Source organism: Arthrobacter sp. FW306-06-A (assembly GCF_021870055.1).
Classification (GTDB): domain Bacteria; phylum Actinomycetota; class Actinomycetes; order Actinomycetales; family Micrococcaceae; genus Arthrobacter.
In genome coordinates this window covers 3,342,205-3,357,971 of sequence record NZ_CP084552.1, presented here as the reverse complement: position 1 = coordinate 3,357,971, position 15,767 = coordinate 3,342,205, and the positions used below count along the sequence as shown (strand labels likewise).

12 protein-coding genes are annotated in these 15,767 nt (G+C 67.6%); 8 read left to right on the top strand and 4 right to left on the bottom strand.

Features of this window, described 5'->3' with window-relative positions; translation table 11 throughout:
- Nucleotides 1–185 precede the first annotated feature (185 nt).
- Nucleotides 186–866 (bottom strand): FadR/GntR family transcriptional regulator, encoded by a 681-nt coding sequence (locus tag LFT49_RS15660; RefSeq protein ID WP_237428704.1) that lies wholly within the window; start codon nt 864–866, stop codon nt 186–188.
- A gap of 4 nt (nt 867–870) precedes the next feature.
- The gene (locus tag LFT49_RS15655) at nt 871–2,196 is read right to left on the bottom strand and encodes an MFS transporter (RefSeq protein WP_236799204.1); all 1,326 of its coding nucleotides are present in this window, start codon (nt 2,194–2,196) and stop codon (nt 871–873) included.
- A gap of 136 nt (nt 2,197–2,332) precedes the next feature.
- Between LFT49_RS15655 and LFT49_RS15650 the strand changes: the two genes are divergently transcribed.
- Nucleotides 2,333–3,928 (top strand): CYTH and CHAD domain-containing protein, encoded by a 1,596-nt coding sequence (locus LFT49_RS15650; RefSeq protein ID WP_236799203.1) that lies wholly within the window; start codon nt 2,333–2,335, stop codon nt 3,926–3,928.
- Nucleotides 3,929–3,943: 15 nt separating this feature from the next.
- Here LFT49_RS15650 and LFT49_RS15645 read toward each other — a convergent pair whose 3' ends face one another.
- Entirely contained in the window at nt 3,944–5,383 is a 1,440-nt protein-coding gene (locus LFT49_RS15645; RefSeq protein WP_237428703.1) for a PucR family transcriptional regulator, read from the bottom strand.
- Nucleotides 5,384–5,551: 168 nt separating this feature from the next.
- On the opposite strand from LFT49_RS15645, the gene LFT49_RS15640 reads away from it, so the two are divergent.
- On the top strand, nt 5,552–6,982 hold the full coding sequence (locus tag LFT49_RS15640) for an aminobutyraldehyde dehydrogenase (RefSeq protein WP_236799201.1): 1,431 nt from the start codon (nt 5,552–5,554) through the stop codon (nt 6,980–6,982).
- A 30-nt stretch (nt 6,983–7,012) separates the two neighbouring features.
- Nucleotides 7,013–8,383 (top strand): 4-aminobutyrate--2-oxoglutarate transaminase, encoded by a 1,371-nt coding sequence (gene gabT / locus LFT49_RS15635; protein WP_237428702.1) that lies wholly within the window; start codon nt 7,013–7,015, stop codon nt 8,381–8,383.
- A 78-nt stretch (nt 8,384–8,461) separates the two neighbouring features.
- Here gabT and rarD read toward each other — a convergent pair whose 3' ends face one another.
- Nucleotides 8,462–9,490 (bottom strand): EamA family transporter RarD, encoded by a 1,029-nt coding sequence (gene rarD, locus LFT49_RS15630; protein ID WP_237428701.1) that lies wholly within the window; start codon nt 9,488–9,490, stop codon nt 8,462–8,464.
- 118 nt (nt 9,491–9,608) lie between these two features.
- Here rarD and LFT49_RS15625 point away from each other — a divergent pair, with 118 nt between their 5' ends.
- The 5 genes from LFT49_RS15625 to LFT49_RS15605 all read left to right on the top strand — a co-directional run bounded on the left by LFT49_RS15625 (nt 9,609) and on the right by LFT49_RS15605 (nt 15,730).
- Entirely contained in the window at nt 9,609–10,604 is a 996-nt protein-coding gene (locus LFT49_RS15625) for a DNA topoisomerase IB (RefSeq protein ID WP_236802909.1), read from the top strand.
- 38 nt (nt 10,605–10,642) lie between these two features.
- Nucleotides 10,643–12,109 (top strand): FAD-dependent oxidoreductase, encoded by a 1,467-nt coding sequence (locus LFT49_RS15620; protein ID WP_373462160.1) that lies wholly within the window; start codon nt 10,643–10,645, stop codon nt 12,107–12,109.
- Between the two features lie 154 nt (nt 12,110–12,263).
- Complete coding sequence (locus LFT49_RS15615) at nt 12,264–13,625, top strand: GAF domain-containing protein (RefSeq protein ID WP_237428700.1); 1,362 nt, start codon at nt 12,264–12,266, stop codon at nt 13,623–13,625.
- A 170-nt stretch (nt 13,626–13,795) separates the two neighbouring features.
- Nucleotides 13,796–15,319 carry an acetaldehyde dehydrogenase ExaC gene (exaC, locus tag LFT49_RS15610; protein WP_236799197.1) on the top strand — a complete coding sequence of 508 codons (1,524 nt, stop codon included), beginning with the start codon at nt 13,796–13,798 and terminating at the stop codon, nt 15,317–15,319.
- Nucleotides 15,320–15,322: 3 nt separating this feature from the next.
- Nucleotides 15,323–15,730, top strand: coding sequence for a DUF779 domain-containing protein (locus tag LFT49_RS15605; protein ID WP_236799196.1), 408 nt, complete (start codon nt 15,323–15,325; stop codon nt 15,728–15,730).
- The last annotated feature ends 37 nt before the right edge of the window (nt 15,731–15,767 follow it).

The window sequence follows — 15,767 nt, the reverse complement described above, 5'->3', positions numbered from 1 at the left end:
AACACAAAGCGTACGACGGCGGTCCGGCACCAGAGTGCCGGGCCGCTGGCGTGTCCGGGACGCACCGTCCTCGGCGACGCGCAGGTTTATTTTCGCTGCGCATATTCGAAGGCGCACCGGATTTATTCCGCGCGCCAAGGAACATGCGCGTCGATAACCGGGGATAACCGGGGAAGCCAGAGCAACTACTCCGCCAGCCACTCCGCGCAGGAGTTCAGGTTCCGGTTCACGCTGGCCACGGCGGCATCCTCGTCCCGCTGTTCGATGGCATCGAGCAGGGTCTCGTGGCCGTCCCGGGGAAGCCCGTTGAAGCCCGGCCGGCGCTGCTGCGTCAGCAGGTCCTGATGGAACACGGTGCCAAAGCTCGCGTAGAGCTCGTGCAGCAGGGGGTTGCCGGAGGCCCGCGCGATGCCTTCATGGAAGTGCCAGTCGGCGTCGGCCCAGGCCTCGAAGTCCCCGTTCCTCCAGGCCCGGTCCCGGGTGGCGAGGAGCGCACGCAGGGCCATGACGTCGTCGTCCGTGGCATTGCGCGCGGCCAGTCGGGCAGCCTGTGTGTCCAGGCCCAGCCTGACCTCGAGGATGCGCTGTTCGCTGTGGTCCTGGTACATCCGGCGGGCCGCGCCGGACATTTCGCTGGTGGCACGCACGTAGGTGCCGTCCCCGCGGCGCACCTCCAACATGCCGCCGTGGGCCAGAGCCTTGACCGCCTCGCGGAGGGTGCCGCGGGAAACACCCAGCCTGGCCATGAGCTCGGGTTCGGGTGGGATCCGCTGGTTTAGCGGCCACTCGCCGGAGTGCACCATTTCCCGCAGCTTGGCCGTGACTTCAGCGGCGAGCGGCGGACGGACCGAAGGACTCAAGGACATGGCGTTATTTTCCTTCCGCGCGGGCGCCATCCGGGGCAACCGTGCCGGGAGCGCCCGCTGGCTTTGCGGACATCGCCTTCCCGGTGAGCAGGTGGGACACCACGATCTGCACCAGGGCCAGGCCCAGCAGCAGCACGAGGGGCAGGGACCAGCTACCGGTGGCGCTGTGCAGCAGCCCCATGCCGAACGGGCCCACGGTGGCCAGCAGGTAACCCGAGGACTGGGCAAGGGTGGACAAGGCCGTGGTTTCGGCGGTGCTGGTTCCGCTGCGGCTGATCATCACCATCACCAGCGGGAAGATGCCCAGGCCAAAACCCAGCAGGACGGCGGGGACGGCTGCCAGACCCACGGGGAGGACCAGGAGCGCCGCGATCCCCACCATCATGGTGATGCTGACCAGATAGAACGCGGGGCGCAGCATGCCCGGCCGGGAGCCAATGGCAATCAGGACCATCCCGGCCGGGACGGAGACCAGCTGCATCAGCCCGAACATCAGTCCGCTCTCCGACGCGCCAAGGCCCATGGTGGTGAGCATGTAGGGGAACCAGCTCAGCAGGGCATACGCCAGCAGGGCCTGCAGGGTGAAGATGGCGGTGAGGAGCTGGCCCTTGCGTGTCCGCAGGAGGGGCCACGGCGAGACGTGCCGGGCGGTGGTCCGGACGGCGTGGCGGTGGGCATGCATGGCCACGGGCACGAACCCCAGGAAGGCTGCCACAGCGGCGATGCCCACGGCACCGACGGCGGCGGACGGGGATCCCAGGGCCTGTGCCAGCGGAACCACCAGGACGGAGGTCAGGGTACCGCCGGTGGTCATGGTCACCGTGTAGACGGCAGTCATGAGGGAGGTCCGGGAGGAGAAGTGCTCGCGGATGAAGGACGGCATGGCCACATTGCAGATGGCCAGCCCGGACATGCCCACCACACTGCCGGCCACCAGCATGCCGGTGGCGGGGATGCCGCGCAGCAGCAGCCCGCCCGCCAGCAGGGCCAGGGACAGCAGGATGGCCTTCTCCACGCCGAGCTTGCCGCTGAGCCACGAGGTGGCAGCGCCGGCCACAGCGAAACACAGGGTGGGGATGGAGGGGATGATCGCCGCCACCAGCGCCCCGTAGCCCAGCACCGCCTGGAGGTCGTGCAGCAGAGCGGACGCCCCCGTGATGCCGGCGCGCAGGTTCAGCCCGATCAGTACCAGCGCAATGACCCCGAACACGACGGCGGAGCGCGGCCTCGAAGGTGCCGTCCCGGCTGTCTTGGCGGGCGTGGCGGCGGGAGTCGCCTGAGTGACTGCGGGGGCGTCCGCGGGCGCGGAGGCAGGGGGAGTGGCGGGCATACCCTCAACGGTAAAGGTTAGACGTTTGATGTTTTCGCTTTTGTGGCCAACCTCTCGCCGGAGCGGAAGCCTGCAATAGACTGCCAACGGACTGTCGGAGGGCCTGGCATGGACCAGGCGGCGCGGAAGGACGGCTGTGGAGGCTTCCCGGGGACTTGAGATCGAGAAGAAGTACGACGTCGACACCGCCACCGAGGTGCCGGCACTGGAGCAGGCTCCCGGGGTGGCCCGCACGGGTAAGCCGCACACGGACCTGCTGGAAGCGGTATACTTCGACACTCCCAAACATGGCCTGGCTGGCCGCCGCATCACGCTCCGCCGCCGTACCGGGGGCAAAGACGCGGGGTGGCACCTGAAGCTGCCGCCGCAGGCTGCCGCCGGGGAAGGCCCCCAGCACCGGACGGAACTGCACGCGCCGCTCGGCCGGCCCGACGTCGTCCCGGACAGCCTCCTCACGCACCTTCACGCCTACCTCCGGGGGACTGTCCCGGCGCCCGTGGTCCGCCTGGAAACCCGACGCACCACGTACCCCCTCTACGGGCCGGACGGCGTGCACCTCGCCGACCTCGCCGACGACCAGGTCACCGCCGTGCGACTGGAGGACGGACATCCCGACGAGGCTACACGGCAGGAATGGCGCGAATGGGAGCTGGAACTGGTCCATGGGGATCCTGACCTCTTCGGCCCCGTGGAGGACCTGCTCACCGCCGCCGGCGCCCAGCCGGCCGGCCACGCTTCAAAGCTCGCCCGCGCCCTGGGAAGTGACACCAAGGCAGGAAAGCGGGCCGCTGCCGCCGGTGAGGTTCCTGCCGCCGGTGCTGCCGGCCCTGGAAGTGCCCCCGCCCTCTTGGCTGGAAAGCGCGCCCCGGCCGCCGCCGTCGTCACCGTCTATGTAGCTGCGCAGATCGACCAGATCCTCGCAAGCGACGCCGACGTCCGGAACGAGGAACCGGACGCCGTGCACGCCATGCGTTCGGCGACGCGCCGCATCCGCTCCGTCCTGGCTGCCTACAGCCGGCTCTACCGGGCATCGCCGGTGCGCAAGCTGCGGAGCGAGCTGAAATGGCTGGGCCAGCTGCTGGGCCAGCCACGCGACGCCGAGGTGCTGGGGAAACAGCTCCGCGAACAACTGGGCGGCCTGCCGCCGGGGGAGGGCATCGCCGCCGCAACCGTGGAACAGCGCACCGGCAGTGATTACGACGCCGCCTACCGGCTCCTGCGGGAAGCCTTGGGATCGACCCGCTACTTCCGCCTCCTGGACAAGCTGGAGGATTTCCGGGACAACCCGCCCGTGCGCGCCGAAGCCGTGACTCCCGGACGCCGTGCCGCCACGAAGGCGGTGGACAAAGCCGCCAAACGCCTGCGCCGTTCACACAAGGCGGTCAAGCGGGCCCGGCGCGGCAGGGAGGAAGAGCTTGCCCTCCACCGCGTCCGCAAGGACGCAAAGCGGCTGCGCCACGTGGCCGAATCGGCGGCCCTGGTGCACGGAAAGCGCGCCGGCAAGGTGGCCAAGGCCGCGCACCGGCAGCAGAAGATCCTGGGCCAATTCCAGGACGCCGTGGTGGCCCGCGACCTGCTCGCCGCCATCGCCGCGGAGTACAGCGATCCGGCAACGGCGGGCATCTACGCCGAGCTGCTCAACCAGCAGGAAGAACGGATGGGGGCGGCAAAGGCCGGGTCCCGGAAGGCGTGGAAGAAGTCGCGCGACCTGCTGGGCCACGGCGTCATCTGAGGCTGTAAGCGGCGGCTACTTGCCCTGCCGCGCCGACAACCGGGCCACGGCCAGGGCGAGCCACAACTGCACCCGGTCCGCGGTGATGGCCGGGTCGTAGCCGGTGAGCTCGGTGATCTGGGCCAGCCGGTACCGGACGGTGTTGCGGTGCAGCGTGAGCTCTTCCGCGACTGCTGCTACGGACCCGTTGTTGTTCAGGTAGCTCTCCAACGTGGCCACCAGCTCCGAGCCGTGCGCCGCATCGAAGGCACGCAAGGGGTTCAATGACTCGTGTGCCATGTCCGCCAGTGGCACGTCCTCGCTGGCCAGCAGCAGGGACGTCAGGCTCAGCCGCTCGGGCTCGTTGACCGGCAGGCCGTGACTGGCGGCGTCGCGCGCCTCGAAGTAGCTCCAGCGGAGTCCGTTTGGCTTGGTGTACGCCCCACCGATGCCGATCGTGGCGTGGATTCCGGCCTCGGCGAGGTGGTCGCTGAGTTTCCGGGCCAGCGCAGGTGCCGTCCCGCCGTCGTCATTGATTACCAGCACGAGGTCCTTGCCCACGACGGCGGCAACAGCCTTCTCCAGCTCCTGCGGCACCGAGGTGCTCCCTAGAGCCTTGCCGTGGGCGGCCGAAACGGCCAGCAGCACCACGTTCTTGCGGGTGCTGTTCACGCCCACGCCTGCCAGCCTGCGCTGCGCCTCGCTGGTCTCCAGCGCCCCGTGGATCACGTCCTCGAGCACCTGGCCGCACAGGGCGCGCTGTGCCTGCCGCTGCTTGACCATGTTGTTCAGCTCCACGCTGATCAGGTTCTGCGCGTAGCCGATGATGCCGGTGTCATCGAAGGGCTGTCGCACCCACAGGGTGCAGGCGTCGCGCCGGCCGGTGGGCACGGGGTAGCTGGACCAGGTGTCCGCCGACGGGTGGGTGCTGCTGCTGCTGTTGTAGAGCTGGGCCGTGAACTGGGTGAGCGCGATGTCGGTGCGCAGCATGCCGCCCAGGTTCTTCAGCAGCTCCGCGAGCCCGCCGCCGGTCAGCAGCGCGCGGGCCAGAACCTGGTGCCCGGCGATCAGCCGTTCCAGCTTGGCGTAGTGGTCGGCGGACTGGGCATCGGCCACCAGCTTGGTGATGGCGATGAAGGGCGTCTCGTATGGCACCTCGACCACGGGCAACCCCCACCGGTTGGCCTCCGCCAGGAGGGCCGGCGGCACAGCCTCGTGCGACAGCCCTACGCCGAAGCCGATGCCCACCGCTCCGGCGCGCTGCACCTGGCGGACAAAGCGGCGCTGCTCGGGCGCCGAGCGAAGCCGCAGGCCCGTGGTGAGGACCAGCTCCCCGCCGTTGAGGAACCGCTGCGGATCCTCCAGTTCGGTCACCGCCACCCAGTTGATGTCCTGGTTCCAGGTAGTCTCCGCCACGCCCGCCTTGGACAGCTTCAAGGAGGTCACGCCCACCAGGGCAGCAAGGGAAATGGCCATGAAGCAAGGATAAACGTGAGCTGGGCAACCGCACTAAACACCTTTGGCAAGGGTGTGCAGGTGGCTATTCACCCGGCTTGGGCGCTGGCATAGGCTCAATGCAGTTCCATCCATCCGTCCTGGTCTCCGCCCGGCCGCGGATGGCCCTTACGAAAGAGGTTGCACACCGTGGTTCAAACCTTGCAGAACTTCATTAACGGGAAGTTCGTTACCCCCGCCGGCACCACCCTGCTGGACGTGGTCAACCCCGCCAACGGCGAAGTGGTGGCGCAGGCTCCCGTGTCGGTGCAGTCGGATGTGGACGCCGCCATGGCGGCCGCCAAGGACGCCTTCAGGACCTGGAAGCACGTCACCCCGGGCCAGCGCCAGCTCATGCTGCTCAAGCTCGCGGACGCCATCGAGGCCAACAGCGACGAACTGGTCGAGGCCCAACACCGCAACACCGGCCAGGTCCGCTCGCTCATTGCCTCCGAGGAAGTGGCTGCCGGCGCCGACCAGCTGCGCTTCTTCGCCGGGGCCGCCCGCATCCTGGAGGGCAAGTCCGCCGGCGAGTACTTCGAGGGCCACACCTCCTACGTCCGGCGCGAACCCATCGGCGTGGTGGCCCAGGTCGCCCCGTGGAACTACCCGTTCCTGATGGCCATCTGGAAGATCGGTCCCGCGCTCGCGGCCGGTAACACGGTGGTCCTCAAGCCTTCCGACACCACCCCCGAATCCACCCTGGTGCTGGCCCGGCTCGCCGGGGAGATCCTGCCCGCCGGCGTGCTGAACGTGGTGCTCGGCACCGGCGAAACCGGGGCCATGATGGTGGAACACAAGGTCCCCGGCCTGGTGTCCATCACCGGCTCGGTCCGGGCCGGCATCGCTGTCGCGTCCGGCGCCGCGAAGGGCCTCAAGCGCGCCCACCTGGAGCTGGGCGGCAAGGCGCCGGCCATTGTCTTCAAGGACGCCGACATCAAGAAGAGCGCAGCGGCCATCGCCGAGTTCGCCTTTTTCAATGCCGGACAGGACTGCACCGCCATTACCCGCGTGCTGGTGGAGGAATCCGTGCACGACGACGTTGTGGCAGCCATGGTGGAACACACCAGGACCCTGCACACCGGCTCGCAAAACGACGAAGACAACTACTTCGGGCCGCTGAACAACGTCAACCACTTCAACGCCGTCACCTCCGTGGTGGAGAACCTGCCCGCCAACTGCAGGATCGAGACCGGGGGGCACCGTGCGGGGGAGAAGGGCTTCTTCTTCGAGCCCACCATCATCACCGGCGCCAAGCAGACCGACGAGGTGGTGCAGAAGGAAACATTCGGCCCCGTTATCACCGTCCAGAAGTTCAGCACTGAGGAAGAAGCCGTGGCCATGGCCAACGACGTCGACTACGCCCTGGCCTCCAGCGTCTGGACCACCAACCACGGCACCGCCATGAGGCTCAGCCGCGACCTGGACTTCGGCGCCGTCTGGATCAACACCCACATCCTGCTCACCGCCGAAATGCCGCACGGCGGCTTCAAGCAGTCCGGCTACGGCAAGGACCTCTCCATGTACGGCGTGGAGGACTACACGCGCATCAAGCACGTCATGTCCGCCCTCGACGCCTGATTTCCCACCACCAGCACTGAAAGTAACCCCATGACCACCACCGCAGCAGACATCACTTACCGCCTGGAGCAGAAGCGCCGCGTCCAGGCCGACTTTCCCGGCCCCAAGTCCGTGGCACTGACCGAACGGCGTAAGTCCGTGGTTGCCGCCGGCGTCGCTTCCAGCGTTCCGGTCTACGTGGCCGACGCCGACGGCGGCATCATCCAGGACGTCGACGGCAACTCGTTCATCGACCTCGGCTCAGGCATCGCCGTGACCAGCGTGGGCGCCTCCGACCCCGCCGTGGTCGGCGCGGTCAAGGAAGCCGTGGAGCACTTCACCCACACCTGCTTCATGGTCACCCCGTACGAAGGCTACGTGGCCGTCGCCGAGCAGCTGAACCGCCTCACGCCGGGCGACCACGAGAAGCGCACCGTCCTGTTCAACTCCGGCGCCGAGGCCGTGGAAAACGCCGTTAAGGTGGCCCGCCTGGCAACCGGCCGGGACGCCGTCGTCGCCTTTGACCATGCCTACCACGGCCGCACCAACCTGACCATGGCGCTGACCGCCAAGGCCATGCCGTACAAGACCAACTTCGGCCCGTTCGCCCCCGAGGTCTACCGGATGCCGATGAGCTACCCGTACCGCGAGGAAAACCCAGCCATCACCGGTGCCGAGGCCGCCAAGCGCGCCATCACCATGATCGAGAAGCAGATCGGCGGCGACCAGGTTGCCGCCATCATCATCGAACCCATCCAGGGCGAGGGCGGCTTCATCGTCCCGGCCGAAGGCTTCCTCCCGGCGCTGGCCGCCTGGGCAAAGGAGAAGGGCATCGTCTTCATCGCCGACGAAGTCCAGTCCGGCTTCTGCCGCACCGGCGAATGGTTCGCCGTCAACCACGAGGGCGTTGTCCCGGACATCCTGACCATGGCCAAGGGAATCGCCGGCGGCATGCCCTTGTCCGCCATCACCGGCCGCGCCGACCTGCTGGATGCCGTCCACCCGGGCGGCCTGGGCGGCACCTACGGCGGCAACCCGGTGGCGTGTGCCGCTGCGCTGGCCGCCATCGGCTCCATGGAGGAATACAACCTGAACGGCCGTGCCCGCCACATCGAGGAACTGGCCCTCGGCCGGCTTCGCGACCTGCAGGCTGAACTGGCCGGTGCCGGAACCGACGTGATCGGTGACATCCGTGGCCGCGGCGCCATGCTCGCCGTCGAACTGGTCCAGGCCGGCTCCAAGGAGCCGAACCCGGAACTGACCAAGGCTGTTGCAGCCGCCTGCCTCAAGGAAGGCGTCATCATCCTCACGTGCGGCACCTACGGCAACGTCATCCGCCTGCTGCCGCCGCTCGTCATCACCGATGACCTGCTGGCAGACGGCCTGGAAGTCCTCGCCGCCGCCATCAAGGCCAACGCATAGCCGGAACGACTCCCTCCGGCAACGCAAGGAAGGTGGGCCCGCAGTCGCGGGCCCACCTTCTCTTTGGTTAATTCAGGATCAGGAGGCCTGGCGAAGCGCCCTGCGGGCCAGCGAGTTGCGGCGCGCCGCCCGGAGCATGTCCAGGGTCAGCAGCACCAGGGCCAGCCACACCACCCCGAACCCGATCCAGCGCTCAACGGTCATGGTTTCACGGAACACGAGCAAGGCCACCAGGAACTGCAGGACGGGGGCGAAGTACTGGAGCAGCCCGATGGTGGTCATGGGCAGCCGGCGCGCGGAGGCGCCGAAGAACAGCAGCGGAACGGCAGTGATCACGCCGGACGCCAGCAACAGCCAGAAGTGCCCCGCGCCTTGGGTGGTCAGCGTCGAGCTTCCGCTGGCAGCAAGGACCACCATGGCCACGGCAGCCAGCGGGGCGAGCACCATGGTCTCCACGCTGAGGCTGGTGATGGCGTCCACTTTCGAGCCCACCCGGTTCTTCACGAAGCCGTACAGGCCAAAGCTGAACGCCAGGGTGAGGGCGATCCAGGGCAGCTTTCCGTAGGAGTAGGTCAGGACGCCCACGGCCACGAAGCCGACGGCCACCGCGGTCCACTGGAGCGGCCGCAGCTTTTCCTTCAGGACCAGCACGCCCAGCAGCACCGAGACGAGCGGGTTGATGAAGTACCCCAGGGATGTTTCCACGGCCTGCCCCGTAGTCACCCCGTACGTATAGGTCAGCCAGTTGATGGCGATCAGGAACGCCGCCAGCGCCAGGGAGCCAAAGACCACCCGGTCCTTCAGGGCCGCGGCAAGCACCCGCCACGTCCTGGTGACCGTGATCAGGAGCGCGCAGAACAGCAGCGACCAGACCACGCGGTTGGCGACGATTTCGACGGCCCCCGCCGGCATAAGGATGAAGAAGTACAGGGGGAGCAGCCCCCACAAAACGTACGCGCCGATGCCGAACAGCATCCCCGCCGTCGTGTCCTTGCCAACGGGCACGGGGCCCGCAGGTGCCGGGGCACCTGCTGGGGATTTTGCGGCGGGCGGAGCGGCGGCTTCCGGGGCGGCGACGGGCGTGACTGGCGAGGTTCCTTCTGGCATGGGCACGCTCTCAATAACAGCATCCGGCGGGCGGGTATTCCAGCAGGCAGGCGGCAATCCGGAAAATAGTCAGTAGGCTTGCTTTCATGACATGTGCGCCTTTGCCGAAGCCCGCCCCATGAGGCTCCGGCGCAGCAATGCCTCGGGCCGTGGCTACCGCAGGGTGGCCGCCGGCAAGGGGTTCAGTTACCGTGACCTGGACGGCTCCACGCTTCCACCCGGCCCGATCCGCGACCGGCTGGAAAGCATCGGCATCCCGCCGGCATGGACCGACGTCTGGATCGCCCCGTTTGAGAACGGCCACATCCAGGCCACCGGGGTGGACGGGGTGGGCCGCCGCCAGTACATCTACCATCCGGAGTGGCGCGAGCGTAAGGACAGGGTGAAGTTCGACCGGTCGCTCCAGTTGGCCGAATCGCTTCCCGCAGCCCGGCGGCGCGTCACCATGGACCTGCGCAGCGACGGCTTCACCCGCGAACGCGTCCTGGCCGGCGCCTTCCGGATGCTGGACAGCGGGTCACTGCGGGTGGGGTCTGAGCGGTACACGAACGAGAATGGCAGCCGCGGCCTTGCCACCCTGCTGTGCGCCCATGTCCAGGTGCGAAAAGACCGGATCATACTGCGCTTCCCGGCCAAAAGCGGCAAGGACTGGGAGTCGGAAATCCGCGATCCGGACCTCGCCGTCCTGCTGCGCCTGCTCAAGCGGCGCGGTCCCAACGCCCGGCTCCTGGCCTACAAGGAGGGCAGGGTGTGGCGCCCGGTCACAAGCGCCGACATCAACGCCTACGTAAAGGAGCGCACCGGCTCCGACTTTACGGCCAAGGACTTCCGGACCCTGCGCGGAACGGTGGCAGCAGCGGAAAGCCTGGCCCGCACCGGTGTCCAGCGCACTGCCGCCAAGCGGAAGCGGGCCATCAGCCGGGCCATGTATGACGCCGCGCAGACGCTGGGCAACACCCCGTCCATCGCGCGGAAGAGCTACGTGGATCCCCGGGTGGTGGACCACTACCACGACGGTGAAACCATCGACCCGAAACGGCCGGACTCCGCGGAAGCCGAACTGCGCGCGCTGCTGTACCGCGAAGGCAAGGTTGTGCCGCTGGCCGCCAACTAGAATGGGGGACTGTGCGCTGCACCGTGCTGCGCACCCTCATGGATCATGAGCAGGACCAGTCAGAAGGGCTCCCGGTGTCCAACCACAGCGAAACCCCGTCCAACCGTCCCCTCCGCGTTGCCATCATCGGCGCGGGACCGGCAGGAGTCTACGCTGCGGACATCCTCACGAAGTCCAGCGGCGTGAAGGACGGCGACTTCCAGGTCAGCATCGACCTTTTTGAGGCCTACCCGGCGCCTTACGGCCTGATCAGGTACGGTGTGGCCCCGGACCACCCCCGCATCAAGGGCATCGTGAACGCACTGCACAAGGTCCTGGACCGTGGCGACATCCGCTTCCTGGGGAACGTCACCTACGGCCGGGACCTTACGCTGCACGATTTCCGCGCCTTCTACGACGCCGTCATCTTCTCCACGGGTGCCGTCAAGGATGCGGACCTGGACATTCCGGGCGTTAATCTGCAGGGTTCCTTCGGCGGTGCGGACTTTGTTTCCTGGTACGACGGCCACCCCGACGTCCCCCGCGAGTGGCCGCTGGAGGCCAGGGAAATCGCCGTCATCGGCAACGGAAACGTGGCCTTGGACGTTGCCCGCATGCTGGTCAAGCACCCCGAGGAGCTGCTCAGCACCGAGATCCCGGACAACGTCTATGCCGGTTTGAAGGCCTCGCCCGTCACCGACGTCCACGTCTTCGGCCGGCGCGGCCCCGCGCAGGTCAAGTTCACCCCGCTGGAGCTGCGCGAGCTCAGCCACATGAACGACGTCGACATCGTCCTGTACCCGGAGGACTTCGAGTTCGACGAGGCCTCGGACGAGGCCATCCGCACCAACAACCAGGTGAAGACCATGGTGAACACCCTCACCAACTGGCTGGTGGAGGAGCATGCGGAGTCCGAGAACCCCTCCTCCCGCCGGCTGCACCTGCACTTCCTGCACAACCCCGTTGAAGTGCTCGACGACGGCACGGGCAAGGTGGGCGGCATCAAGTTTGAGCGCATGCAGCTGGACGGGACAGGGAACGCCAAGGGGACGGGGGAGTACGTCGAGTACCCCGTCCAGGCCGTCTACCGTGCCATCGGCTACCACGGCTCGGCCCTGGACGAACTGGAGTATGACGCCAAGCGCGGCGTCATCCCCAACGAGGGCGGGCGCGTCCTGGACGCCGACGGCAACCCCGTTCCCGGCGTTTACACCACGGGCTGGATCAAGCGCGGTCCCGTGGGGCTGATCGGGCACACCAAGGGTGACGCGCTGGAGACCATCGGCTTCCTCCTGGAGGACCGTCTGAACCTGCCCGCGGCGAAAAATCCCGATCCGCAGGCCATCATCGATCTTCTTGAGGAACGCGGCATCGAATACACCACCTGGGAAGGGTGGAACAAGCTCGATGCGCACGAGGCAGGCCTGGGCGCAGCCTGGACCGGCCCGGAGGAACTGAACCACGTGGTGCGCGAACGCATCAAGGTTGTGCCGCGTGAGGACATGATCCGCATCTCCCGCAGCTGACCGGGGGTCGCGGCGGCGGGAGCGGAGGCGCTGAGGGATCTGGTCCGGATACACCCAGTACACCGGCACCCATGACACGCAGTTCTGGTGCGGCTATGCTGGCTTGGCCACCTCCAGCCTCAAGCGCTGGACAAAACTCTGGACCGGGAGTTCGATGACGAACCTGCTCCACCCTGAACCGCTCCAGCGCGCCGCGCTGGCGGGACATGAGCGCCTGGCTGACCTGGCTCCACAGCATCCGGGCCGGGGCGACGCCACGCCCGAAATTCCGGGCCTGCGCAAACTCATCCGCGAGTCCTGGCAGCGGTCCGCACGCTTCAAGGCCAATCCTGACAACGTGGCCGCCCGCTTGGCCTTCGATTGGGACGAGCTGGACGACTACCGCCGGCAGCACCCCTTGGCCGCCATCATGCCGGTCATCAACAAACTCCTGGTCCAGCCGAGCCATGACAGCGGCCTCCTGGTGGCCGTGGGCGACGAGGTGGGAAGGCTGCTGTGGGTGGACGGCGACCCCACCCTCCAGCGCCGCGCCGAAGGCATGATGTTCGTTCCCGGCGCCGACTGGTCCGAGGCAAGCGTCGGCACCAGCGCGCCCGGCACCGCCCTTGCCCTGGGCAGGGGGATCCAGATCGCCGGAGCGGAGCACTACCAGCGCGCCGTGCATCCCTGGAGCTGCACCGCCGTCCCCTTCCATGACCCCGACTCCGGCGCCCTGCTCGGCGTCGTGGACATCACCGGCACGGACACCGCGGTGGCCCCGCACACGCTCTCGCTGGTGGAGGCCACGGTGGCCGCCGCCCAGGCGCAGCTGCGGGTGGAGCGCCTGCAGCATGCCGCGGAGCTGGCCAGGAAGGCCGTACGACGGCGGCCGACGGCTTCCGGAAGCAGGCAGGCCCCAGGTGCCAAGGAAGGCAGCCTCTACCGCAACAGCCTCCAACTGCTGGGCCGCGACCAGGCGCTGCTCAGCCTGGCCGGCCGGACGGTTTCCCTGTCCGCCCGGCACAGCGAGATCCTTGCCCTGCTCAGCACACACCCGGAAGGGCTCAGCGCCGAGGAACTCGGCTCGCTGCTGTATCCAGGGGAGGGTTCCACCATTACGCTCAGGGCCGAGATGGTCCGCCTCCGGAAGATCCTCCAGGAGCTGAGCCCGGAGGCCGTTCCCGGCTCACGCCCGTACCGGCTCCCGCTGGACCTGGTGCCGGACACGGGCCAGGTGCTCAGCTGCCTGCAGCGCGGTGCGCACCGGATTGCCCTGGCGATCTACCGTGGCGAGGTGCTTCCGCGCTCAGAAGCGCCCGGCATTGTGGACTTGAGGAACAGGGTCTCGTCCCTGCTCCGGGAAGCTGTCCTCACGGACGGCAGCGCCGAGTCCCTGCTCAAGTTCGCCGCGCTGCCCGAAGCAAGGGACGACGTCGGTATCCGCCGGGCTGCGCTTCGCCTCCTGCCGCCGCGCTCACCCAAGCGCGCCGCCGTCGTCGCCGACCTGGAACGGCTGGAAGCCGAGCTCCGTGCCTGACAGCCAGTAGGTGGTTGAGCTTGTGGACACCAGGTTCCGACAAGCTCAGCCCGCGGTTGTGATCCGCAACCCACCCGTGCAACCTTGCTGCAACCTTTCCCCTCCTACGCTGGGTCCATCGGCGGGCGCCCTGGTGGGCCAGCCTTCTGCACAGCAAAGGAGCTAAGCACATGACCGTTTACGCACAGCCGGGAACCGACGGTTCGAAGGTCACCTTCAAGGACCGGTACGAGAACTGGATTGGCGGCGAATGGGTGGCCCCGGTGAAGGGCCAGTACTTCGACAACATCACCCCGGTAACAGGCAAGGCATATTGCCAGGTGGCCCGCGGCACGGCCGAGGACATTGAACTGGCCCTGGACGCTGCCCACAAGGCCGCACCTTCCTGGGGCAAGACCTCCGTGGCGGAACGGGCCGCCATCCTGAACAAGATCGCCGACCGCATCGACGAAAACCTCGAGATGCTGGCCGTCGCGGAAACCTGGGACAACGGCAAACCCATCCGGGAAACGCTCAACGCGGACCTGCCGCTGGCCGCGGACCACTTCCGCTACTTCGCCTCCGCCGTCCGGGCGCAGGAGGGCAGCCTCTCGCAGCTGGATGACAACACCACCGCCTACCACTTCCACGAGCCGCTCGGCGTGGTGGGCCAGATCATCCCCTGGAACTTCCCCATCCTGATGGCCGTCTGGAAGCTTGCGCCCGCGCTCGCCGCCGGCAACACCGTGGTGCTCAAGCCCGCGGAGCAGACGCCGTCGTCCATCCTTGTGCTGATGGAGCTCATTGCGGACCTGCTGCCGGCCGGTGTGCTTAACGTGGTCAACGGCTTCGGCGTCGAAGCCGGCAAGCCGCTGGCGTCCAGTTCCCGGATCCGGAAGATCGCCTTCACCGGCGAGACCACCACGGGGCGTCTCATCAGCCAGTACGCCAGCCAGAACCTCATCCCCGTCACGCTGGAACTGGGCGGCAAGAGCCCCAACATCTTCTTCAACGACGTAGCCCAGGAAAACGACGCCTTCTACGACAAGGCCCAGGAAGGCTTCGCCCTGTTTGCGTTCAACCAGGGCGAAGTGTGCACCTGCCCGTCACGTGCGCTGGTCCAGGAGGACATCTACGAGTCCTTCATGGCGGACGCCGTGGCCCGGGTGGAAAAGATGATCCAGGGCAACCCGTTGGACACCGAAACCCAGGTGGGTGCGCAGGCGTCCAACGACCAGCTGGAGAAGATCCTGTCCTACATCGACATCGGAAAGCAGGAAGGCGCCAAGATCCTCACCGGCGGTGCCCGTGCCGAGCTGCCGGGCGACCTGGCCGGCGGCTTCTACGTCCAGCCCACCGTGTTCGAGGGCCACAACCGCATGCGGATCTTCCAGGAGGAGATCTTCGGCCCGGTGGTGGCCGTGACGAAATTCAGCGACTACAACGACGCCATGGGCATCGCCAATGACACGCTCTACGGCCTCGGCGCCGGAGTGTGGTCCCGCAACGGCAACGTGGCCTACCGCGCAGGCCGCGAGATCCAGGCCGGACGCGTCTGGGTGAACAACTACCACGCCTACCCGGCAGGCGCGGCGTTCGGCGGCTACAAGTCCTCGGGCATCGGGCGCGAGAACCACGCGATGATGCTCGACCACTACCAGCAGACCAAGAACCTGCTGGTCAGCTACGACGAAAACAAGCTGGGCTTCTTCTAGGCCATGGCTTCGACCAGGCTCGATGCCGCCGTGACGCTGCCCGGGGAAGACTTTTCCCGGGTGGCGCTCACGCCCGCGGCCGTGGACCTGCTGCGCATGCTGTGGGACCGGCATGGCCCGCTCATGTTCCATCAGTCCGGCGGCTGCTGCGACGGGTCCGCTCCCATGTGCTACCCGGCAGGTGACTTCATCACAGGGGAGTCCGACATCCTCCTGGGACTGTTCGACCTGTCCGACGGGCTGCAGCCCCAACCGCTTGAGTTCTGGATGTCGCGCGAACAGTTCAACTACTGGAGCCACACCCACCTCAGCGTCGATGTTGTGCCAGGCAGGGGGAGCGGCTTTTCCGTTGAAGCCCCTGAGGGTAAACGTTTCCTGATCCGGTCCACGCTGATGGACTGGCCCGCCTAGAAGTTCGATCCGCCGCCACTGGGGCTCTCCTTTGGGA

Bases quoted from the DNA above. Each gene is read 5' to 3' on its own strand.
- LFT49_RS15660 (WP_237428704.1), bottom strand. From the start codon at position 866: ATGTCCTTGAGTCCTTCGGTCCGTCCGCCGCTCGCCGCTGAAGTCACG.
- LFT49_RS15655 (WP_236799204.1), bottom strand. From the start codon at position 2,196: ATGCCCGCCACTCCCCCTGCCTCCGCGCCCGCGGACGCCCCCGCAGTC.
- LFT49_RS15645 (WP_237428703.1), bottom strand. From the start codon at position 5,383: ATGGCCATTTCCCTTGCTGCCCTGGTGGGCGTGACCTCCTTGAAGCTG.
- gabT (WP_237428702.1), top strand. From the start codon at position 7,013: ATGACCACCACCGCAGCAGACATCACTTACCGCCTGGAGCAGAAGCGC.
- rarD (WP_237428701.1), bottom strand. From the start codon at position 9,490: ATGCCAGAAGGAACCTCGCCAGTCACGCCCGTCGCCGCCCCGGAAGCC.
- LFT49_RS15625 (WP_236802909.1), top strand. From the start codon at position 9,609: ATGAGGCTCCGGCGCAGCAATGCCTCGGGCCGTGGCTACCGCAGGGTG.
- LFT49_RS15620 (WP_373462160.1), top strand. From the start codon at position 10,643: ATGGATCATGAGCAGGACCAGTCAGAAGGGCTCCCGGTGTCCAACCAC.
- LFT49_RS15615 (WP_237428700.1), top strand. From the start codon at position 12,264: ATGACGAACCTGCTCCACCCTGAACCGCTCCAGCGCGCCGCGCTGGCG.
- exaC (WP_236799197.1), top strand. From the start codon at position 13,796: ATGACCGTTTACGCACAGCCGGGAACCGACGGTTCGAAGGTCACCTTC.
- LFT49_RS15605 (WP_236799196.1), top strand. From the start codon at position 15,323: ATGGCTTCGACCAGGCTCGATGCCGCCGTGACGCTGCCCGGGGAAGAC.